Annotated in this window: 19 protein-coding genes and 4 tRNA genes; 4 read left to right on the top strand and 19 right to left on the bottom strand. The window is 62.7% G+C overall.

Translation table 11 applies throughout. The features are described from left to right. Positions 1–48: 48 nt before the first annotated feature. The 18 genes from KBX19_RS04020 to KBX19_RS03935 all read right to left on the bottom strand — a co-directional run bounded on the left by KBX19_RS04020 (position 49) and on the right by KBX19_RS03935 (position 19,276). Complete coding sequence (locus tag KBX19_RS04020) at positions 49–2,328, bottom strand: bifunctional (p)ppGpp synthetase/guanosine-3',5'-bis(diphosphate) 3'-pyrophosphohydrolase (RefSeq protein ID WP_255997550.1); 2,280 nt, start codon at positions 2,326–2,328, stop codon at positions 49–51. 9 nt (positions 2,329–2,337) lie between these two features. Further along, a complete protein-coding gene (locus KBX19_RS04015; protein ID WP_005289928.1) occupies positions 2,338–2,946 on the bottom strand; it encodes an adenine phosphoribosyltransferase in 609 nt (202 codons plus the stop codon). Between the two features lie 55 nt (positions 2,947–3,001). Then, entirely contained in the window at positions 3,002–4,708 is a 1,707-nt protein-coding gene (locus tag KBX19_RS04010) for an ABC transporter substrate-binding protein (protein ID WP_255997549.1), read from the bottom strand. Between the two features lie 66 nt (positions 4,709–4,774). Further along, positions 4,775–6,013 (bottom strand): protein translocase subunit SecF, encoded by a 1,239-nt coding sequence (gene secF / locus KBX19_RS04005; protein ID WP_370686995.1) that lies wholly within the window; start codon positions 6,011–6,013, stop codon positions 4,775–4,777. Between the two features lie 2 nt (positions 6,014–6,015). Further along, positions 6,016–8,181 carry a protein translocase subunit SecD gene (secD, locus tag KBX19_RS04000; protein WP_255997548.1) on the bottom strand — a complete coding sequence of 722 codons (2,166 nt, stop codon included), beginning with the start codon at positions 8,179–8,181 and terminating at the stop codon, positions 6,016–6,018. 73 nt (positions 8,182–8,254) lie between these two features. Beyond that, a complete protein-coding gene (yajC, locus tag KBX19_RS03995) occupies positions 8,255–8,620 on the bottom strand; it encodes a preprotein translocase subunit YajC (protein ID WP_005289919.1) in 366 nt (121 codons plus the stop codon). A 25-nt stretch (positions 8,621–8,645) separates the two neighbouring features. Beyond that, complete coding sequence (ruvB, locus tag KBX19_RS03990) at positions 8,646–9,722, bottom strand: Holliday junction branch migration DNA helicase RuvB (RefSeq protein WP_005289918.1); 1,077 nt, start codon at positions 9,720–9,722, stop codon at positions 8,646–8,648. Further along, the gene (gene ruvA / locus KBX19_RS03985; protein ID WP_255997547.1) at positions 9,723–10,346 is read right to left on the bottom strand and encodes a Holliday junction branch migration protein RuvA; all 624 of its coding nucleotides are present in this window, start codon (positions 10,344–10,346) and stop codon (positions 9,723–9,725) included. A gap of 7 nt (positions 10,347–10,353) precedes the next feature. After that, a complete protein-coding gene (gene ruvC / locus KBX19_RS03980; RefSeq protein WP_005289914.1) occupies positions 10,354–10,899 on the bottom strand; it encodes a crossover junction endodeoxyribonuclease RuvC in 546 nt (181 codons plus the stop codon). A gap of 86 nt (positions 10,900–10,985) precedes the next feature. Next, the gene (locus KBX19_RS03975) at positions 10,986–11,741 is read right to left on the bottom strand and encodes a YebC/PmpR family DNA-binding transcriptional regulator (protein ID WP_255997546.1); all 756 of its coding nucleotides are present in this window, start codon (positions 11,739–11,741) and stop codon (positions 10,986–10,988) included. A 67-nt stretch (positions 11,742–11,808) separates the two neighbouring features. Further along, positions 11,809–12,657, bottom strand: a complete 849-nt coding sequence (gene tesB / locus KBX19_RS03970) for an acyl-CoA thioesterase II (protein ID WP_005289909.1) — start codon at positions 12,655–12,657, stop codon at positions 11,809–11,811. Positions 12,658–12,668: 11 nt separating this feature from the next. After that, on the bottom strand, positions 12,669–13,148 hold the full coding sequence (locus KBX19_RS03965; RefSeq protein WP_255995305.1) for a hypothetical protein: 480 nt from the start codon (positions 13,146–13,148) through the stop codon (positions 12,669–12,671). Next, positions 13,139–14,233, bottom strand: a complete 1,095-nt coding sequence (locus tag KBX19_RS03960) for a glycosyltransferase family 4 protein (protein WP_255995303.1) — start codon at positions 14,231–14,233, stop codon at positions 13,139–13,141. Before KBX19_RS03960 ends, KBX19_RS03965 begins: the two co-directional genes overlap by 10 nt. Before the next feature lie 7 nt (positions 14,234–14,240). Continuing rightward, positions 14,241–15,158, bottom strand: a complete 918-nt coding sequence (locus tag KBX19_RS03955; protein WP_255995302.1) for a phosphatidylinositol mannoside acyltransferase — start codon at positions 15,156–15,158, stop codon at positions 14,241–14,243. Then, complete coding sequence (gene pgsA / locus KBX19_RS03950; protein WP_255997543.1) at positions 15,151–15,804, bottom strand: phosphatidylinositol phosphate synthase; 654 nt, start codon at positions 15,802–15,804, stop codon at positions 15,151–15,153. The genes KBX19_RS03955 and pgsA overlap by 8 nt, the downstream gene beginning before the upstream one ends. After that, complete coding sequence (locus KBX19_RS03945; protein ID WP_255997541.1) at positions 15,797–16,396, bottom strand: HIT domain-containing protein; 600 nt, start codon at positions 16,394–16,396, stop codon at positions 15,797–15,799. Before KBX19_RS03945 ends, pgsA begins: the two co-directional genes overlap by 8 nt. Then, positions 16,353–18,404, bottom strand: a complete 2,052-nt coding sequence (thrS, locus tag KBX19_RS03940) for a threonine--tRNA ligase (protein WP_370686994.1) — start codon at positions 18,402–18,404, stop codon at positions 16,353–16,355. The genes KBX19_RS03945 and thrS overlap by 44 nt, the downstream gene beginning before the upstream one ends. Before the next feature lie 122 nt (positions 18,405–18,526). Continuing rightward, positions 18,527–19,276, bottom strand: coding sequence for a copper resistance CopC family protein (locus KBX19_RS03935; protein WP_255997539.1), 750 nt, complete (start codon positions 19,274–19,276; stop codon positions 18,527–18,529). A gap of 188 nt (positions 19,277–19,464) precedes the next feature. Between KBX19_RS03935 and KBX19_RS03930 the strand changes: the two genes are divergently transcribed. Continuing rightward, positions 19,465–20,928: an MFS transporter gene (locus tag KBX19_RS03930; RefSeq protein WP_255997537.1), complete on the top strand. Its 1,464-nt coding sequence runs from the start codon at positions 19,465–19,467 to the stop codon at positions 20,926–20,928. A gap of 221 nt (positions 20,929–21,149) precedes the next feature. Here the strand turns inward: KBX19_RS03930 and KBX19_RS03925 are convergent. Then, positions 21,150–21,221: transfer RNA gene (locus KBX19_RS03925), tRNA-Val, on the bottom strand. Positions 21,222–21,469: 248 nt separating this feature from the next. On the opposite strand from KBX19_RS03925, the gene KBX19_RS03920 reads away from it, so the two are divergent. The 3 genes from KBX19_RS03920 (at position 21,470) to KBX19_RS03910 (ending at position 21,740) form a co-directional block, all read left to right on the top strand. Continuing rightward, a tRNA-Gly gene (locus KBX19_RS03920) sits at positions 21,470–21,545 on the top strand. 26 nt (positions 21,546–21,571) lie between these two features. Continuing rightward, a tRNA-Val gene (locus KBX19_RS03915) sits at positions 21,572–21,643 on the top strand. A 21-nt stretch (positions 21,644–21,664) separates the two neighbouring features. After that, positions 21,665–21,740 (top strand) — tRNA-Gly (locus tag KBX19_RS03910).

Here is a 21,740-nt window from a genome sequence, read left to right as displayed (position 1 = left end):
CGGCCGCCGGGATTTCCCGGCGGTCTTTTTCATTGCGGTGGGGGCGCTTTAGGCGGTCACGCGGTAGACGTCGAAAACGCCCTCGATATTGCGCACCTGGTTCATCAGGGTGCCCAGCTGTTTGGTGTCTGAGACCTGGAATGTGAACCGCACGGTGGCGATGTGGTCGTCGTCGCAGCGATGGTTGAACGCGACGACAGGCAGCTTCTGGTCGTTGAGCACACGGGTGAGCTCAGCGAGCAAGCCTTGCTTGTCCAGCGCCTCCAACTGCATCGTGGCCAGGGAGACGCCGCCGTGGCGGGATCCGCGGTCCCAGGCGACGTCGATAAGCCGTGCTTCTTCCGCTCGAAGCTTGTCGGCGTTCGTGCAATCGGAGCGGTGCACCGAGACTCCCCCGCCGCGGGTGACAAAACCGAAGATCTCGTCCCCCGGCACTGGCTGACAGCAACGTGCAAGTTTCGCCATGACATCCGGGGATCCCTGCACCAGAATGCCGGGCCCGTCGGAGCTGCTGGGCGCCTTGGTCATTTCTGACATCGGGGTGCGCGCGGTGAGCGCATCGACGGCGTCATCCTCGTCGCCGAACATCTCGACGAGCATGCTCACAACGTGCTTGGCGGAGACCTGGCCGGCACCGATGGCTGCGTAGAGCGAATCGATGCTGTCGTGGTGCAGCTGAGCGGCAACCTTGTTCATGGAATCCGTCGTGAACAGACGGTGTAACGGCAAACCGCCGCGCTGCACCTCAGCGGCGAGCGCGTCACGCCCGGCTTCCAGGTGCACCTCGCGGCGCTCCTTGGCAAACCACTGGCGGATCTTGTTGCGCGCACGCGGCGAGACGACGAAGTCCTGCCAGTCGCGCGACGGTCCGGCGTTGGGGTCCTTAGAGGTGAACACCTCCACGCGGTCGCCTGACTTCAGTGTCGACTCGAGCGCGACCAGTTTGCCGTTGACCTTCGCGCCGATGCAGCGGTGGCCGACCTCCGTATGGACGGCGTAGGCGAAGTCTACCGGAGTGGACCCCGATGGCAGGTTGATCACGTCACCTTTCGGGGTGAAGCAGAAGATCTGGGCGGATGTCAGGTCGTAGCGTAGAGAGTCGAGGAACTCGTTCGGGTCGGCCGCTTCTTTCTGCCAGTCGAGCAACTGGCGCATCCAGGTCATCTGGTCCAGCTCGGCCTGGTCGCCCTTGTGCGAGCCCTTCGTCTCCTTGTAGCGCCAGTGCGCGGCCACGCCGAACTCGGCGTTATAGTGCATCTCGTGCGTGCGCACCTGGATCTCCAGGGGACGGCCCGAATCGTTCATCACCGTGGTGTGCAGCGACTGGTACACGCCAAAGCGCGGGTTGGAGATGTAGTCCTTGAACCGTCCCGGCATCGCCGAGTACATGGAGTGGACCACGCCGATCGCCGCATAGCAGTCGCTGACGTTGTCCACCAAGATCCGGATGCCCACCAGGTCGAAGATCTCGTTGAAGTCGCGGCCGCGCACCACCATCTTCTGGTAAATCGACCAGTAGTGCTTCGGACGGCCCATGACGTCGGCCCTGACACCGTTGGATTTCAGCTCGGTCTGAATCTCCGCGGTGATCTCCTTCAGGGCCCGGTCGCGCGAGGGGGCGCGCTCGGCGACAAGGCGCACGATCTCCTCGTACTTCTTCGGGTACAAGATGGCGAAAGCCAGGTCTTCGAGCTCCCACTTGACCGTTGCCATTCCCAGGCGATGCGCCAGCGGAGCGATGACCTCCAAGGTTTCGCGGGCCTTTTTCTGCTGCTTCTCCGGGGGAAGGAAACGCATCGTGCGCATGTTGTGCAGGCGGTCGGCCACCTTGATCACCAGCACGCGCGGGTCATGGGCCATGGCCACGACCATCTTGCGTACTGTCTCTGCCTCAGCGGCGGAGCCGAAGGCGACTTTGTCGAGCTTGGTCACACCGTCGACAAGCCGTGCGACCTCAGGCCCGAAGTCGTCCGTGAGATCCGCGAGCGAGTAGTCGGTGTCCTCCACCGTGTCGTGCAGCAGTGCGGCGACAACGGTGGTGGTGTCCATACCGATCTCCGCGCAGATGGTGGCCACTGCCAGCGGGTGGGTGATGTACGGGTCACCGGATTTGCGCGACACGCCCTCATGCAGGCGTTCTGCTGTGTCGTAGGCGCGGGTGAGAACCTCGGCGTCGGCCTTAGGGTGGTACTTCTTGTGGATCGCGAACAGAGGCTCCAGCACCGGGTTAGTCTTCGGGCGTCCACCGGTCAGCGACCGCGCGAGGCGGGCGGAAACGCTGCGCATGGACGCGCCCGATCGGCGTTGGGGCTTGTCGGTCGACGTCATACGGACATTCTAGGCTGCGTCCGGCTCACCGCTGTTAATGACCACGAGCGGAACATCGCCCAAGCGCTCACGTCCGCCCAAACCGGACACCTCGAGCACGACCACGCATCCGGCGACAGTGCCGCCAGCACGCTCAATCAAGTGGCGGGCGGCGACGAGGGTGCCACCAGTGGCCAAGACATCGTCGACAAGCACAATGCGCTTGCCCTCGACATTCATGCCCTCCGCCGGAATCTCCAGCGCTGCTTCGCCGTACTCGAGCGAGTACTCCTCACTGATCACCGGCGGAGGCAGCTTGCCCTTCTTGCGGATGGCCAAGATACCCAACCCCATCTCATAGGCGACCGCGGAGCCGAGCAGGAAACCGCGGGCGTCCAGACCGCCAATCATGTCGGCACCGAGGTTCTGGGACGCCTGGGCCATCTCTTCGATGACGATGTGGAGCGCGTCGCCGTCTGCGAGCACCGGCGTCAAATCCTCGAACAACACTCCCTCTTCGGGAAAGTCCTGCACGTAGCGCATCTTGTCAGCCAATGCCTCGCGCGCGCTGCGGTACTTCGGCTTACTGCCGTGCTCGTTAGCGAGGGCTTCTTCAGGGTTGTTGGCAGGGGTATTCACGGTGCGACAGCGTCCTTACGTGGATTGCGCGGGCTCAATACGGCTAGGCGGGGGTTCAGGATTCCGAACCGGGGACCAGCCAGCGGTCCATGTTCCAGCCAATCCCGACAGGGCCAGTGTAGACCACGACGTTCTGGATGTTCTTGTTCACAATGAACGTCCGCGGCTGCGCCGACAGCGGAATCGATGGGACCTCGTCCCAGAGGCGCTCTTCTTCCGAGCGCAGGCCGCTCAGCTCTTCGGAGCGAGCGTTGGAGGTGTCATACTCGCTCATCGGGTCCACGGCACCAAGGAACGCGTCAATCGGCTCAGATTCAGCGCGGTCATTCCAGGCCGGCTCAAGCTTCATCAGGTCGGCGCGGGTTTTCCCGGGGCCCGTCACGTCGGTGACAGTGATGCCGGCGGGTTCACACGCTTTCCGCATCTCTTCCACCATGGCTTGCATGCGCGGGCTCGGCGTCGCGTACCCCACGCGCAGCTCGAGGCCCGATGCAGATTGCGCTTCCTCGATGTTCTGCTCTATGTGCCGGTTCGCAATGTCGCCCAGGCGGCGCGCCAAAGGATCGTTGTGGTTGAGCACGTGCACAGGCGAGACGGGAACTTCAATCCCGGCAACGCGTGACGACGCTTCCGCCACCGCCTTATTATCAATGCACTTCGACAACGCCTGACGGTTCTCCTTGGTCGCCCACGGGCCTGCGTCGGCGAACACGAGCGTGTCCGTCATCTCCCCGATCACGGTCTGCAGCTCCTGGTGGCTTTCCGGAGCGTCACTGTCCTCCACGGACTGATCCTCGTTAGCCGGCTCAGTGTGGTCGGGGTTGTCACCGGCCACCGCGTCGTCGGCGTGCGCCCCCTCATCGGGCAGCGGCTCAGCGTGGAACCACTCCGGGTTGTGGTCATTGAGGTCAGCGACCATGAGAGCGCCGACGTTCTGCAACTCTGTCGAATCCTTCGACGGCGGCCAGACAACGATGCGGTCCATCTCCGGTGCGTCCCCGTAGTAGTTCTCGTTGGGGACTAAGGTGACCTCACCGCCCTCGCCCACGCTCTCAATCGAGTACGGGCCGAAGGACACCTGCAGCTCTGGATCGAACCCAGCCATGGTGAAGCCGTAGCGCCACACATCCGCCGTCCTTGCGAGGACGTCTTCATTCATGTCTTGCAGCGCGGTAGTCAGTTCGGCTTTGCTCATCCCCAGCTTGCGCGCGATCGCGTGCGCCGGCAGCACCGTTCCGGCGCCAAAGAGTTCGCGCCAGCGTCCACCCTTGCCTTCCTGGAACACGACCGTGAATTCTTTCGCGCCCGGCTTGCAGTCAACACTTTCCACCTGCTGCATCTGCGGCATGTGGGAGGAGAAAATCTGCGGGTTGGCACCAGCCGTGTAGGCAAGGGTGTAGTCGTCGCACGTCACCGGCTCACCGTCTGAGAACACAGCCTGATCGGACAGGGTGTACACGACTTGGCGCTGCGGGCCAGGGAGAACCTGCGTCTCCATCAGGTCGGTGTTCGGGATGCGTTGACCGGACGGCCCGGGAACGAAGACTCCGGGAAACACGCGGCCAGACAAGCGCTGCATCTTCAGGGAATCACCGACGTTTGACCCGGCGTTCGTGGTCACCAGCGGGTCCGACAGCTGGTAGCCGAAGGAATCAAGAGCATCAGCGCCGGAGGAGTCCTTTTCAGATTCACTGCACCCGCTCAACACCATCGCTGACACGGCAAGTATAGCCGCGACCTGCTTTCCACGGTTCCACCTCACGGGCAGTTCCCCTTCCTTCCGGACATTGTCTCGATAGCGTTTGAACTTAGGCTACAAACCAGCACACTAGCGCTGGCTCGGCCTCCACGTCGTGGTGGTTGTGCGTGCCGCATCGGTCTCGACCTCATTGTAGGAAGCCGACGTCACCGGAGAGGTCACCGTGCGCTTGGGCTTTCCACCAGCAACATCAGCGTTGTCGTCATCGTCGTCTTCCGCACCGTTCTTGCCGGCGCGGTAGTCAGCCACCGCTTGGTTGTGCCGCTTGTACTTGCTCTTCATGTTGGTCAGGCTGACCAGCAGCGGAGTAGCCAGGAACAGGGAGGAGAAAATGCCCTCCACAACGCCGATGAGCTGAATGAGCGCCAAGTCTTGCAGGGTGCCCACGCCGAGCATCCACACGGCGACAACCATCAGGGCGATGATCGGCAGCGCCGAGATGACAGAGGTGGAGATAGAACGCATGACAGTCTGATTGACCGCCAGGTTCGCTTCCTCGGCGTACGTCGACCTGCGCGAGTCCAAGACACCTTCCGTGTTCTCCTTGACCTTGTCAAAGACGATGACAGTGTCGTAGATCGAGAAGGTCAGCACGGTCAGCAGACCGATGATCATCGCCGGGGTGACTTCCAGGCCGAAGAGCGAGTAGATGCCCATGATGATAATGCCGTCGATAAGCAGGGCGAGCATGGCCGCGATCGCCATATTGCGCTGCAGACGAATAGCCACGTACGCGGCGGCTGCGATGAGGAAGATCACCATCGACAGGATCATGCGCTGAGTGATCGTGGAACCCCAGGATTCGGAGACAGTCGAGTCGCCAATGGCGTCAGGGGTCGCTTCGCCGGCAGCATCCTTCGGCTGGTGCTGCTCGTAGATGGCCAGGCGGGCGGCGTCGATCTGCTCCTGAGTAAGGTGCTCGGAGTTGATTTCCAGCGAGCGCGCGTCACCCGCACCGACGATCTGGGTCAGCTCCGGGGTGACACCCGTGGCGTCGACGAAGGTCTCCTCCACTTCCTCAGCCACAAGATCGCCGGCCGGCATCGTCATCTTGGTGCCGCCCTCGAAGTCGATGCCCAGGTTGAAACCGCGAATGAGCATGGCCGCAATCGAGATGACCAGCAGGGCGACGGTGATCAGGTACCACAGCTTCGAACGGCCGACGAAGTCGATCGCACCGGATCCCTCATACAGGCGCTCCATACCCTTGGTGGCCGTGGTCTGCTTCGTCTGCGTGGTCTTTGCCGCCGTGGCAGCAGAGTCGGAGGTAGTAGCTCCGTTGTCGTGAGCGTTGACGGAGGTAGTCATGGTTACTTCTCCTCTTCGTTGCCGGCGGTAAAGCGCGTGCTGCCGCGCGTAGCATCGGTGCGGATGGAGGCCGGTGCGGTACTGGGATCAGAGTCGCTGACCGGGACTCCGGTCGTGTCCTGGGATGTTTCGACGATCTTGAGATCGCTGTCTTCCAGGTCCTCGTTGGCTCCTGCGGTCACCGGAGCACCGGCGCCGACGAGTGCCGGCTGCTTTGCCCGGCGCACGGACTTCCTCGGGTTGGCATTCTTGGATTTCGCTGCCTCGAACGCTTTGCCCATACCGTTGACGGACGGCTTGGCCCAGAACGGGTTGCGGGACGCGAGAATCATCAGCGGTGCAGTGACCAGGAAGGTCACCAACAGGTCGAAGATCGTGGTCAGACCCATGGTGAAGGCGAATCCCTTGACCTCACCGACAGCGAGGATGTAAATCACCACGGCACCAATGAGCGTGACGATGTTACCGGTGACAATAGTGTCCTTCGCACGATCCCAGCCATTGAGGGTTGCAGAACGCAAAGTTCTACCGCGGCGGACCTCATCCTTGATGCGTTCGTAGAGGACCACGAAGGAGTCGGCGGTGGTACCGATACCGATGACCAAACCGGCCACACCCGACAGGTCGAGCGTGTAGCCGATCCAGCGCCCCAGCAGCACGAGGGCGCCGTACACCAAGGCGCCAGCGGCGAACAGGGTGAACAGTGAGATCACACCGAACAGGCGGTAGTAGTAGAAAACGTAGGCGGCCACAAGCAACAGGCCGACGAGACCTGCAATGATGCCTGCGTTGAGGGAGGCGACACCCAGTGACGGCGGAACCGTCATTGCAGTTCCACCCGGTTCGCCGTTCTCACCGGCAAACGACAGCGGCAATGCACCGTAGCGCAGGTTGTTCGCCAGAGTTTCAGCTTCCTCCTCGGTGAACTGCCCGGTGATGGAGGTCGCGGAACCGACTGGCGTCGGCGACTGAATCTGCGGGGCCGAGATGACCTGCGAGTCGAGCGTGATGGCGACCTGTTGGCCCACCATGGCACCAGTCAGTTCAGCCCAGGTGGACGAGCCGTTGAACTCACCGTCCTGTTTGAAGGCGAAGTTGATCTCCATCTGGCCTGTCTGCGGGTTGAACCCGCCCGTGATCGGACGGTTGGTGTCAATCTCGCTACCGGTCAGGCGCGGTCCCTCGGGATCTTCCACGCCCTGCAGCAGTGGAACGGCCTCGAGCAGCATCGGTTGGCCGCCGCTGGAATCGCAGGCCACCAGGGGCTTGGTCGGATCGTCGGTACCCGCCAGCGGATCGGCCGGGACAGTGCCATCTTCGCCCTTCGGCGTGCACAGAGCCTGCATGAGGATGGTGGCGGCCTGCAGCTTCGTCGGGTCATCAGACTGACGGTCCTCGCGGAGCATCTCCGTAGTCTCCTGGCGGAAGTCAGACGCCTCGAGGGTGTTGTCCGGTTCCGGCTTCGGCTGAGCGGTGATCTCCGGGGCCTCGATCGGCTCTGGCAGTTCCATCCCTTCCGGGACCTCTTCGCCCTGCTCTTCTTGAGCCTTCTTCATGGCCTCGATCTGCTCATTCATGCCGTCAGCGAACTGCTTGACGGTAGTCTCCGCCTCCTCCGGGGTGAGTACGCGGTATTCGACCCAGCGGTTGGCCATCTCACCGAAAACGTCCGGGAACGCTTCCTGATCGATCATCGGGCTTTGCTGGCCGACCGGGCGGAACAGCAGCTGGGAGGTTTGGCCGATGTTGCGTACTTCGGAGGTGTCCTCACCAGCGACCGTGATCACCAAGGTGTTGCCGTCGACGACAACAGATGCGTCGGACACGCCCATACCGTTGACGCGGTTCTCCAAAATGGTGCGGGCCTGATCGAGCTGCTCCTGCGTGGGTTGCTCGCCCTGAGGCACCAGTGTGACACGGGTACCTCCCTGCAGGTCGATACCCAGCTTCGGAGAAGCCGTCCTATCCCCAGTGAAGAACACTAGGGCGTAGGTAGCCACGACAATGAGCGCGAACAGCGCCAGCGCACGTGCCGGCCACGCCCGTTTCGATCCCCCCTCGCGGGAGGATCGTTTCTTGGAAGTCTTCGAAGTCACGTACGTGCTCTCCTCATAACCTGCTGCGTCAACCCCGCCGTGCTCCGCAAGCCATGGTCGGCCCCGGGGCATGGCGGGGAAAAATCTTCAAAAGGTGATCGTACGGCATGGACCCGGATTTGAATAAGCCGGTTCCGGCCGGGTGCTACGGGCGCGGATCCTGCTCCGGGTCCACGTAGCCCTCGGGGTGCTCACCATCGTCAGCACTAAAACCGTCAGCACTACCGGCATTCTCAGCGCCCGGCTGCACTGTTTCATCGTCGATAATCTTCATCACACCGGCGCGGTCCATGGTCACGACAGCGCCCGGGGCGAGTTCCACTTCCACAGTTTGCTCGGTGCCGCCGACAATCTCTCCGTAGAAACCGGAGACAGTGAGGATGCGATCGCCCGGCTTCGCAGACGCCTGCAGTTGTTTGGCCTCAGCGATGCGTTTGCGGTTCACCCGCGACATCACAATCATGGGCAGCGCGAACAGGGCGAAAACAAGAAGCAGAAGAATTAAATCCATGGCTCCTCATTGTGGCATAGCTCAGTCAGTACAAATGGAGCTGTCCCGGCGCTTCCGGCGGCGGTGTCATTCCAAGGTGGTGCCAGGCCGAGGCAGTAGCCACACGCCCACGTCCTGTGCGCGCCATTAACCCAGCGCGAACAAGGTACGGTTCGCAGACCTCTTCAACTGTCGACGGTTCCTCCCCGACCGCAATCGCCAACGTGGACACGCCCACCGGGCCACCCCCATGAGACTTGATCAAAGTCTCCAGCACGGCCCGGTCAAGGCGATCGAGTCCGAGCTCGTCGACGTCGAAAACCTCGAGAGCTTGTTGGGCCGCCTCGACCGTGACGCGGCCGTCGCCGTTGACCTCAGCCCAGTCGCGCACGCGGCGCAGAAGACGGTTGGCAATACGGGGTGTGCCGCGCGAGCGGGAGCCGATCTCCACCGCGGCGTCGCGGTCGATGTCCACCCCGAGGATCGATGCCGCACGTGTGATCACCCGGGTCAAGTCGTCTACGTCGTAGAACTCCATCTGCGCAGTGAACCCGAAGCGGTCGCGCAGCGGCCCGGTGAGCATGCCCGCTCGCGTGGTGGCGCCCACGAGGGTGAACGGCGGAATATCCAGCGGGATCGATGTTGCTCCCGGCCCTTTGCCGACGATGACGTCAATGCGGAAATCCTCCATTGCCATGTAGAGCATTTCTTCGGCGGGCCGGGCGATGCGGTGAATCTCGTCGATGAAGAGCACGTCGCCTTCCATGAGGTTCGACAACATCGCCGCCAGATCGCCCGCACGCTCCAGCGCGGGACCGGACGTCATGCGTAGCGACGTCCCCAGCTCCTGCGCAACAATCATCGCCATCGTCGTTTTACCCAGGCCGGGCGGGCCGGACAGCAGAATGTGGTCGGGAACGACATTGCGCTTCTTCGCGCCTTCGAGCACGAGACCGAGCTGCTGGCGGACTTTCGGCTGACCGATGAACTCATCAATCGACTTCGGGCGCAGTGCTTTCTCGAAGTCGCGTTCCTCGGTGTGCTCAGTGGCGTCGATAGGCGAATTGACCTGGCGCGCGAGCTCCGGCGGAAGTTCGAACTCAGTCTTTTCCACATCCGACATTTACTTCTTCCCCAATCTGTTCAGCGCAGCGCGCAGCAAGACAGAAGATTCAGCACCGTCGTTCTCTGCCGCGACAGCATCGACAGCAGCCCGCGCGCTCTTCTCCGGGAAGCCCAGTCCGACGAGAGCTTCCACGACCTGCTCCGTCGCGAACGAGCTTCCGCTTATCGGCGGCACCTCCCCAGCGGCCTCCGGCGCCTCCGATTGGGCTGCCCCCGGGTAGAGCCCCTGGAGCTTGTCCTTGAGCTCGAGCACCATGCGGTCAGCCATCTTCTTGCCCACACCCGGAATCGACTGGATCGTCTTCGCGTCCCCGGAAGTGATGTGGGCGGCCAACTCACCTGGGGTGAAGACAGACAAAGCGGCGATGGCCAGTTTGGGTCCGAGCCCCGAGACTGCGGTGAGTCGATGAAACATGCTGCGCGCGTCATCGTCAGTGAACCCGTAGAGCGTCATGTCGTCTTCGCGGACCACCAAAGTGGTCAGCACACGGGTTGTCTCCCCGCGGACCAGATGGGCCAGCGTCGGCGGCGGGGCCAGGAAACGGTACCCCACCCCAGCGCATTCGATGACCGCGTGGTCCAAGCCGATGGAGATGACCTCGCCGTTGAGCGAATCGATCATGGGTTCACTACGCCTTTCCTGTGGTGGAGTTCAAAGCCAACGCTGCGGCGTTGCCGCGCGCGAGCAACGGGGCGCGCCAGCAATGGCATACAGCGATTGCCAGCGCGTCAGCGGCGTCAGCTGGTTTCGGTGGCGCGCCCAGCCCGAGGATGCGGGTGATCATGGACGTCATCTGCTTTTTGTCCGCGCGCCCGTTGCCCGAGACCGCTTTCTTGACCTCGGACGGGGTGTACATGTGCACGGGGATGTCGCGCTTCGCCGCCGCCAGCACCATCACGCCCACCGCATGGGCGGTATGCATGACTGTGGAGACGTTGCCGCGTTCGAAAATGCGCTCCATGGCGATCACGTCCGGCTGGTAGTCGTCGATCCACTCTTCCACCGCCTGCGACAGACGCAGCAGACGGTGCGCCAGTTCAGCATCGGAGGGGGTGCGCACAACACCCACCGCCACAGGAATGACCTGGCGTCCCTTCCCAGCCTGAATGACAGACAGGCCGCACCGGGTCAAGCCCGGGTCAATGCCCATCACACGCAGGCCTTCGAGGTTCATCGCTCCCCTTGTCCACCCCGACCTTCGGAGTCACACATTTGTTCTACCACACGGTGTGGACACAACCGGGGACCGACGTACTCTGCTTACTCTGCGGCCAGAGCTTGCGCCACCTCGTCGGAAAGCGTCATGTTGGTGTAGACGTTCTGGACATCGTCGGAGTCCTCCAACGCGTCGATAAGCTTCTCCAGCTTCTTCGCGCCATCGAGATCCAGATCGACCTCGACTGAAGAGCGGAAGTCCTGCTCGGTCTCCTCGACCTCAATTCCAGCTTCCTGCAGTGCGTCGCGCACGGCGTGCAGGTCAGATGCCTCGGAGACGACCTCGAAAGACTCACCCAGGTCGTTGACTTCCTCGGCACCAGCCTCAAGCACTGCCAGAAGGACATCGTCCTCAGTCAGCTCGCCCTTGGCCACGGTGTTCACGCCTTTGCGGGCGAACATGTAGGCCACAGAACCGGACTCTCCCAGGTTGCCGCCGTTCTTGGTCATGGCGGTGCGGACCTCAGTAGCTGCACGGTTGCGGTTGTCCGTCAGGCACTGAATCAACATGGCCACGCCGTTGGGCCCGTAGCCCTCGTACGTGATGTCTTCCCAGTCGGAACCGCCAGCTTCTTCGCCGGAACCGCGCTTGCGTGCACGCTCAATGTTGTCGCCGGGAACGGAGGCCTTCTTGGCCTTCTTGATCATGTCGTCCAAGGTCGGGTTGCCCGCCGGGTCACCACCGCCAGTGCGTGCCGCGACCTCAATGTCCTTGATCAGCTTCGCCCACAGCTTGGAGCGCTTCGCGTCGTTAGCCGCTTTCTTGTGCTTCGTGGTTGCCCACTTTGAGTGGCCTGCCATGTGCCTCTCCCCTCTACGCGGTGATGAAGTGTCGGCTGTTCAGTATACGGAGGGGTGCCACAGCCACTTACTTGAAGGCCGGTTTGCCTTCCTCCAGTGTGCGCGTGAGCCCTTCCTGCACAACCATTGCCACCAGGTTGCCCTCCCGGTCGAAGATGCGGCCCTGGGTCAACGCGCGGCCAGCGTGCGCTGACGGTGAGACTTGGTCGTAGAGCATCCACTCGTCGGCGCGGAAAGGACGCAAGAACCACATCGCGTGGTCCAGCGACGCCATCTGCACATGCGCATCACGGTGCGGCACCAGCGCGGAGTGCAACAACGTCAGGTCCGACATATAGGCCAGGGTGCAGATGTGGAATGTTTGGTCGTCGGGAAGCTCCTTCTTGGAGCGGAACCACACGACTTGCTGGCTGGGTGTGTACTTGTTGTGGTCGAACTCGTCCTCGGGCACGATGCGCACGTCCCAGTCCTTCGCCCACAGCTTGAAGAATTTCAGCGGGCCGTCCACCTGCTCCAACGGAACCACGTTTTCCGGGTCCGGGACGGTGCGCATCGTGTCGGAGTGCTCAATGCCGTCATTGTCGGTGACGTGGAAGCTGGCCTCCATATGGAAGATGGCCTTGCCGTCCTGGATCGCGCGCACAACACGGGTGGCAAAGCTGCGGCCGTCACGCACCCGCTCAACAACGAAGATGGTGTCCTTGTCGGACTGGCCGGGGCGGACAAAGTACCCATGCAGGGAATGAACGATCTTGTCGTCCTCCACTGTTTTCGTGGCCGCGGACAAGCACTGCGCGGCGACCTGTCCACCGTAGGTGCGCTGCAGACCGGTGAACACGCCCGTGCCGCGGAAGATGTCGGAGTCCAGCTGCTCCAGATTCAGGATCTCATCAATGGTGGGTACTACGAAGTCCATGAACAAACACCTTAGCCCGAGTGAACCTCTCCCGGAGGCTGCGGGCAAAATTCCGGCATTGGTGCTGTACCGGCCAACCGCAGCGCTCTCACCCCCGGTTTGAGACGCACGGCGCGCGCCGCTGACACAGCATCGTTGTACAAGCGCAGCGCTAAACCCACGCGTTCGTCGGCGCGCGCGAGTTCCGCTGCCTGCACCCGGGACGACAGGGTGGGTAGCTGGTCGAGCACGCGCCTTTCCGCCAGAAGCCGGTCATGAAACTGTGCTGGGGCAAACCCGATGCTCTCCGCCTCCCGGGCTGCAGGCGCAAGCGGCGGGCACAGGGCGGCGACAACCGCCATGCGGCGGTCCAGAGCTGCCCCTAAGCCGTCATGCGCGCGGTCGAGACGGATGTGGAGCCGGTCGAGACGGCGGGCCGTGAGCACTGCCCACAGGGACACAATCGCTACGACAGCAACAATCACGCACACAACCGCGATCACTAGTTCCACGATTGCCCTCCCATCACGGTCTCATACACTTCCATCACCTCGCGGGAGACGACACCCCAGTCGTAGCGAAGAGCGCGGGCCTGCCCGGCGCGGGCCAGCTGTGCGCGCGCCGATGGGTCTTGGATGAGTCCGGCAAGGGTGGCGGCAAGAGCGTCAGAGTCCCCCACCGGGAAGAGAAGGCCGGCTGGGGTGTCAGATTCTGTGTCGCAAACGGCGGCGAAAGCTTCAATGTCGCTGGCAACAACAGCACACCCTGCAGCCATTGCTTCCACGAGGACGATGCCGAAGGACTCCCCACCGGTGTTCGGTGCGACATAGATGTCCGCCTCCCCGAGGATCTGCGCTTTCTCCTCCTCGGTGACCCGTCCAGCGAAGTCGACACCGGGAACCTCGCGGTGGGTGCCTCCCCCGACGACGGTGACGCGGAAGTCGCAGTTCACCATGGCCCGCAACCTCGCAACCGCATCGAGGAAAACGTCCAGCCCTTTGCGGGGTTCATCGAGACGCCCAAGAAAGACAATGTTCACTGGGCCGCTGTCACTGTGCCGCTGCGCGTCACGGAACCGTGCGCTCTCCACCCCGTTGGGGATGAGCAACGGGTCCCCACCAAGCTGCTCCACTTGCCAACGGCGGGACATCTCGCTGACGGAAATCCCCGCGTCAATTTTCTCCAGTGCGGGCCGCAGGAACGGCCTGGCGAGTTTCAATAAGGTCGATGACACCGCCGACGCGTGATACGTCGCCACCACCGGGCCGCGTGCCACGATGAGCGCGGCTAGGGAGTAGCTGGGGGCGTTCGGCTCATGCAGGTGAAGGACGTCGAAGTCCCCGGCGCGAAGGAAGTTCCGGACGACCCGGAAGGTCTTCGGCCCGAACGCGATACGCGCCACCGAGCCGTTGTAGCTCAGCGGCACAGTGCCCCCACCGAGCGTCACGTAGTCCGGCACTTCTGACGGGTCCGTCCCCGGCCCGAGCACTGCGACCTCGTGCCCCTGGCTGATGAACACCTCTGCGAGGTCGAGAATGTGCGCCTGCACCCCGCCGGGGTGGTCGAAGGAATACGGGCACACCATGCCAATTCGCATTCCGGCCTCACTCCCCGTACGTGCGAGGCTTGCGGGTTTTCTTGTCAGCAAGGAAGACCGGCTGCAGCGCATGCCAGTCCTGGGGGTGGGCGGCGATGTTCGCGGCGAAAAGATCCGCCACGCGCTGCGTTGTCTCCTCGACGGTGGTCACCTCCACCTCCGGGGAGCCCGATAGCCCCCAGCGCGGATCACGGTCCGTACCCATGAACCATGAGTGCGCCACATGCAACCCGGCGCCGGTCTCTAGCGCCAGCTTCGCCGGGCCTGCCGGGAACGTCGCCTGCTCACCGAAGAAGGACACGGGCACTCCCCGCGGCGTCATGTCGCGCTCCCCCATGAGGCACACCACCCCGCCGGCAGCCAGCACCTCTTTCATCTGCTGGTACGGCGGCACCTTTTCCCCTGTGGCGGCGAGAACGTTGAATCCGAGTTGCTGCCGGTAGTCCACGAACGCGTCGAAAAGCACTTCGGGCTTGAGCCTTTCTGCGACGGTGGTGAAGCCGCCGTAGCGCTGCACGAACCACATCCCTGCCATGTCCCAGTTCCCGGAATGCGGCAGCGTGAGAATGAGGCCTTTGCCGCGCGCGAGGGTGGCATCGACGTACTCGCGGCCAGTGACGTCTTCGTCGAGCCGCGCCATGAGCGCCTCATTCCCCGCGATCGCCGGCAAGCGGAAGGCTTCGCGCCAATAGCGCGCGTAGGAGCGTATCGACGCCCGCACCAACTCCCGCGTCACATTCTCCGCCCCCACAACCCTGGTGAGATTGCGGCGCAGCATCTCCGGTCCCGTGCCCTTGCCGGAAGCGTAATCCGCACCCGCGTTGAACACCGCGACTGCCAGAGGATCCGGCATGCGGCGCACGAGTTTCCACCCGGCGATGTAACCCGCGGCGCGCAGCTTTTCGCCAATGCTCTCCTTAGACATTGGCTGCCTCCGGAGCGCCGGCGGGCGCAGCAATGCGCTGCTGCGCGCGGGGATCGCGGGAGGCTATGATCAGCCGCTGCACCACCGTGAACACGGAGCCAACCATGAGCAGCCATAGCGCGATTTCAATCGCGTGCGGTACACCAAGCCCTTCTAAGAACAGCCCGACCAGCGACACGATGAGCCGCTCGGGGCGTTCCACCAAGCCACCGTCGACTTTCAAACCGCCCGCTTCCGCGCGCGCCTTGATGTAGCTAATGGTTTGCGAGAGCACGAGGACAGTAAGGGCAACGACGATATGCGCTGGGTGCGCCTGGTCGACGTAGATGAGCCAGAGGCAGATGGCGCCGAACAGTGCGCCGTCGGTAAGCCTGTCGCAACTCGCGTCCAACGTCGCGCCGAACGCGGTACCGCCTCCGCGCAGACGCGCCATCGTGCCGTCGACCATATCGAAGGCGGAGAAGAACGCGATGAGCACTGCCGCCCACACCAACTGATCCGCAGGAATGAGCACGACGGTGACGGCGATCGCGGCAAGCGTTCCCAGCAGCGTCACGGCGTTGGGACTCAGGCCCATGCGCAGAAGAAGCTTTGCGACGGGCTCAGCCACCGGCGCCGCCGTCTTCCTCCCATGCACACTAAGCACGGGCGTCCTCATCGCAGATTTCGGCCCACGCGTCCGCAAGCAGTGCACGCGTGTCCTTGAGCAGCTGCGGCAACACTTTGGTGCCACCGATGACGGTCATGAAATTCGAGTCCCCTGCCCACCGCGGAACAACATGGAGATGCAGGTGGTCACCGACCGAACCACCGGAGGCCTTGCCTAGGTTGAGTCCGACATTGATCGCCTCCGGCTGGGACACGCGCTTAAGGGTGCGCACCGCCAACTTGGCGAAGACAGCCATCTCCGCCGTCTCCTCTTCCGACAGCTCCTCAAGATCCGCAATCTTGCGGTACGGCACGACCATGAGGTGCCCAGCGTTGTACGGGTACAGGTTGAGCAGCGCGTACACCGTCTCCCCGCGGGCGATGATCAACCCATCCTCGTCTGATTCCTTCGGCGCAGCTAGGAAGGGGTCTTCGTGTCGCTTCTGCTGGCCGGGGATCTTCGAGATGTAGTTCGAGCGGTACGGTGCCCACAGGCGCGTGAGCCGGTCCGGCTCGCCCACGCCCTGGTCGACGTACGCTTGGCCGTTATTGTCGCTGTGCCTCAATGGACACCTCGTTCGGCTGCTCATTGTTGTGGCTGTCTACCCACTGGCTGATCAGCTCGATCGCCTCATCCACGGGCACACCGTTGACCTGGCTGCCGTCGAGGAAACGGAAGCTCACCGCGTCCGCCTCCACATCGCGCGCGCCGGCGAGCAGCATGAACGGCACCTTGCCGGTGGTGTGGTTGCGGATCTTCTTCTGCATGCGGTCATCCGAGTGGTCCACACTCGCGCGAATGCCGCGTTTACGCAGCTTGTCAGTGACGGCATCCAAGTGCGGCGCGAACTCGTCTGCCACCGGGATGCCCACCACCTGGCGCGGTGCCAACCAGGCGGGGAACGCGCCGGCGTAGTGCTCTAGGAGCACGCCGAAGAAGCGCTCGATAGAACCGAACAGGGCGCGGTGAATCATCACCGGGCGCTGCTTGGTGCCATCGGAGCTCGTGTACTCCAAGTTGAAGCGGTCCGGCAGGTTGAAGTCCAGCTGAACGGTGGACATCTGCCAGGTGCGGCCGATCGCATCGCGCGCCTGCACCGAAATCTTCGGACCATAGAAGGCAGCACCCGCCGGGTCCGGCACCAGCTCTAGGCCCGACTTGGTAGCCACGGACTCCAGGATGTTCGTCGAACGCTCCCAGATGTCGTCGTCGCCGATGTACTTCTCCGGATCCTTCGTCGAAAGCTCCAGGTAGAAGTCATCCAGGCCGTAGTCCTGCAGCAGGGAGATGATGAACTCGAGGACGTCAGTCAGCTCTTGCTCCAGCTGGTCCTCAGTGCAGTAAATGTGCGCGTCGTCCTGCGTGAAACCGCGGGCACGGGTCAGGCCGTGCACCACGCCGGACTTCTCATAGCGGTAGACGGTGCCGAACTCGAATAGGCGCAGCGGCAGTTCGCGGTAGGACCGCCCGCGGGAGTCGAAGATGAGGTTGTGGAACGGGCAGTTCATCGGCTTGGCGTAGTAGTCCACCGGCTGCTTGACGCAGTTGCCGTTCTCATCCCACTCGCCGTCGAGCTGCATCGGCGGGAACATGCCGTCGGCGTACCAGTCCAGGTGACCGGACTGCTGGAACAGGTCACCCTTGGTCACGTGCGGGGTGTTGACAAACGAGTAGCCCGCCTCCAGGTGGCGCTTGCGGGAGTGGTTTTCCATCTCCATGCGCACAATGCCGCCGTCCGGGTGGAAGACGGGCAGACCGGAGCCGACCTCGTCCGGGAAGGAGAACAGATCCATCTCGGCGCCGAGGCGGCGGTGGTCGCGCTTCTCCGCCTCTTCCAGCATGTGCTGGTACTCTTCGAGCTTCTCCTTGGTTTCCCAGGCAGTGCCGTAGATGCGCTGCAGACCGGCGTTGGACTGGTCGCCGCGCCAATAGGCTGCCGACGAACGGGTCAACGCAAAGGCTGGAATGTACTTCGTGGTGGGCACGTGGGGGCCGCGGCACAGGTCGTGCCAGACGACCTCGTCCGTACGCGGGTTGACGTTGTCGTAGTGGGTCAGGTCACCGGCCCCGACTTCGGTGGCCTCGTCAGAATTCGGATCGACCGAGCCCTTGTCCTGGATCAGTTCAAGCTTGTACGGCTCGTTCTTCAGGTCTTCCGCTGCTTCCTCGGTCGAGGCGTAGACACCACGGACGAACTTCTGGCCCTGTTTGATGATCTTCTTCATCCGCTTTTCCAGCGTCTTCAGATCCTCAGGAGTGAACGGCTCCTTGACGTCGAAGTCGTAGTAGAAGCCATCATTGATAGCGGGGCCGATACCCAACTTCGCGTCGGGGAATTCCTCCTGGACAGCCTGCGCCAGCACGTGCGCGCAGGAGTGGCGGATGACGCTGCGACCCAGTTCCGTGTTGGCCGCTACCGGCATGAAGGTTGCAGTTTCCTCGGGCACATGGGAAAGGTCCTTGAGAGTGCCTTCCTCATCCTGGACGACCACAATGGCGTCTTCGCCCTTATTCGGTAGGTTCAACTCCCGCATTGCCGCCCCGACCGGGGTACCGGCAGGAACCTCGAAAGGCTCGAAAGCTGGGGCTGGGGACATCCCGCTCGACATATCTGTTTTCAGCGCTCCTTTGCGCTCGCGCACCGGCGGCATACCTGGCCGCTGGCACTGGTCTTGGTGCTTCGCGTGTGCGATCTTACCCCGGGCCGGTCACAGACCTGCTAGTTGCGCGGATCTACACCGTCTTCTCCGTCGGTTTCACGCTCGGCGGTGCCGGCTCCCTGGGTGCCTTCCCCTGCCGTGTAGCCGGCTCCGGTGTGGCCGGAGCGGTTGTACTGGTTACCCTCTTTGGTCTCGTTGTAGTCCAAGTCGCGGATCCGCTTATCCGCTTTCTTATGTTGTTGGCGCTTGCCCATCGCAGCAATGCCGACACCGCCGAGCAGCAGGACACCCATGAGCAGCCACAGCCAGGTGTAGCCTCCGTCGGTCACCTCATCGGAGTTCTGCGATGTCTCGTCAGACCCCACTTCAGAAGAGTCCTCCTGGTGCACGGTCGCGTCTTCGGTTTCCTGGGCAGCCTGCATTCCGTCGGGGGCATAAGTGAACTGGGTCATGCCCTTTGTCGCGTGCCCGTCGGAGGACGTGATCTGGAAACCGATCCGGTAGTCACCCGGCTCTGGGTTCAGACCGTCCGGCACATCGATGCTCACGTTGCGGCCGTCTACCTCAGGCTCGCCGCTGAACAGTACCTCGTCGTCGGAGATGCGCGACAGCGCGAAAGTGTTGAAGTCCGGCTTCGGATTCCCGGAAAACTCGAGCGTCAATTCCTCGGGGAACTCCGTCACCGTTTCCTCAATGCCCGGTGTCGCGCTGACCACTGAGTCGTGAGCGTGCGCCAACGGCGTGGCCGCCAATGCGAGTGCGGGTGCGGCAACGATGAGCGCCATACTGCGGTGGCGCAATCCAGCCATGGGAGTCTCCTTAGCGTCTTAACGTCTCTGCTGCGAAACTGCGAAACTGCGAATCTGCGAAACTGCGAACAGTCAGGGTCATATCCAGGCTAACTGCTGTTGCAGTAGAACTGGACAAAGCGCCCACAAGCCCCGGGTGGTTCGGGGCTCGACTTACCCGACGCGGTTTCGCGGGGTAGGTTAGCCGGGTGTCCCGCGATCGTGTCCCCACCGCAAGTAGTTGGCCGTTTTTCACGGTCATCTCCCTCGGCTTGGTCATGGTCGCGCTAGATAACGCGATCCTGTACACCGCGCTTCCAGCGCTGAACGCGCAGCTCGGTGCCACCCCTTTGCAGTCGTTGTGGATCATCAACGCCTATCCCCTTCTCATCACCGGACTGTTGCTGGGGACGGGCACGCTTGGCGACAAGATCGGCCACAAAAAGATGTTCCTCATCGGCCTAGTCATCTTCGGTCTCGCCTCGCTCGCTGCCGCATTCGCCCCCTCCGCATGGGCGCTTGTCGCGGCGCGCGCGGTGCTCGGCACCGGGGCTGCTGCGATGATGCCGGCAACACTGGCGTTGATCAACCAGATCTTCGTCGAGGAGCACGAGCGCAACGTCGCCATCGGCATCTGGGCGTCGACAGCAATCATCGGCGCTGCTGCCGGCCCGCTTGTCGGCGGTCTCCTGCTCGAGTTCTTCTGGTGGGGCTCCGTCTTCCTCATCAATGTCCCCATCGTCACCGTTGCACTCGCCGGTACAGTCCTCCTCGGCCCGCCGAATAAGGCCAACCCCGCCAAACATTGGGACCTCATCAGCTCGGCCTACGCCCTGTTGGCGTTGTCGGGCCTGACCATGACCATCAAGGAAGCCACCCGCACCGGGTCCGGAAACGCGCTTCTCATCGGTGCTGTGATCGCAACAGTCGTTGGAGCTGTCGCTTTCCATCAGCGGCAGAAGCGTCTCGACGACCCCCTTCTCACCTTCGACATCTTCCGCAGCCGCATCTTCGCCGGCGGCGTCCTCGCAGCGACGGGCGGCATGTTCGTTCTCATCGGCATGGAGATGACTTCCACCCAACGCCTTCAGCTTGTCGACGGCTTCTCCCCCTTCCACGCCGGCCTCTCCATCGCCGCAGTCGCACTGGTGGCATTCCCGTTCTCCATTGCAGGCGGGGCGTTGCTCGATCGGATCGGGTTCCTCAGCATCATTGGCTCCGGCTTTCTCGCCAACGCCCTCGGTGCCGTCATGTCCTGGTGGGGATCCCAATCGGACAGTTTCCCGCTCTTCCTCGCCGGCTTTCTTATCCTGGGTGCGGGCTCGAGCTTCATCATGTCGGTGTCCTCCATCGCCATCATCGGTGCTGCCCCGCTGGAGCGCTCCGGCATGGCCGCCGGCGTTGAGGAAGTCTCTTACGAGTTCGGCACACTCATTACCGTCGCCATCACTGGCTCCATTTTGCCTGCCGTCTACGCGTCCAACCTGCCGCCCGAGCTTGCTAGCGCCGGCATGGACGCCATGTTCAACCCCACCACCAACCCGCTCGCCTCTCCTGCGTACACCCACGCGCACGAGGTGGTCATTCTCTTTGTCGCCACAGCCGCCGCCCTCTTCGGAGTCGCTACGGCATGGTGCTTCCGCGGGAATCCGAAGTCTGCAGTGCCGCGCTAGACCGACCGGCCCGCCGCTTCCCGATTGACTAGTTCTCAACGACTAGATCGTTGCTTTCTCGGCCCAAATCCGAACGATCTAGCTGTTTGGATCTAGCTAATCGCACCGCGCCCCCCTTCGGCCTTATCTATGGCCTCAACGTTCTGCGTCACTCTGGCGCGCGAAAGCGGCAGTCGCGGCACAAAGAAACCCCATTTCAGACCAGAACTGGGGCTATACTGTGGTCCTAGCTGGGATCGAACCAGCGACCTTTCCGGTGTGAACGGAACGCTCTTCCACTGAGCCATAGGACCTCGCAAGCGATCAAGCGATGCTGTGCTTAGCGCGAGAGATACATTAACACCAGGTTGCCAAAAGACCATAATCGCGGGACCTTCAAGGGTGGGGTGAAGCCGTCGATAAGCATGCGCGCGACAGTGACCACCGCAAATGTAAGTAACATGGTGGCGATTTGGCTTAGGCCACGACGACACATTAAAGTTTTGAGTCGCACTAGTTCAGATGAACAGAGTTCAACACAGTTCATATGGGCACAGTGAGTGCGGATGTAGCGCAGTTGGTAGCGCATCACCTTGCCAAGGTGAGGGTCGCGAGTTCGAGTCTCGTCATCCGCTCCAAGTCCCCTCACGGGGGCTTATCGTTAGCGCGATTAGCTCAGCGGGAGAGCGCTTCCCTGACACGGAAGAGGTCACTGGTTCAATCCCAGTATCGCGCACGAAGGGTCTCTGACCCTTTTGCGGATGTAGCGCAGTTGGTAGCGCATCACCTTGCCAAGGTGAGGGTCGCGAGTTCGAGTCTCGTCATCCGCTCCA

This window comes from Corynebacterium sp. CCUG 71335, from assembly GCF_024454075.1.
Lineage (GTDB): Bacteria > Actinomycetota > Actinomycetes > Mycobacteriales > Mycobacteriaceae > Corynebacterium > Corynebacterium genitalium.
Note: the sequence above shows the minus strand (reverse complement) of the source record. Positions and strands in the feature narration are given on the sequence as shown.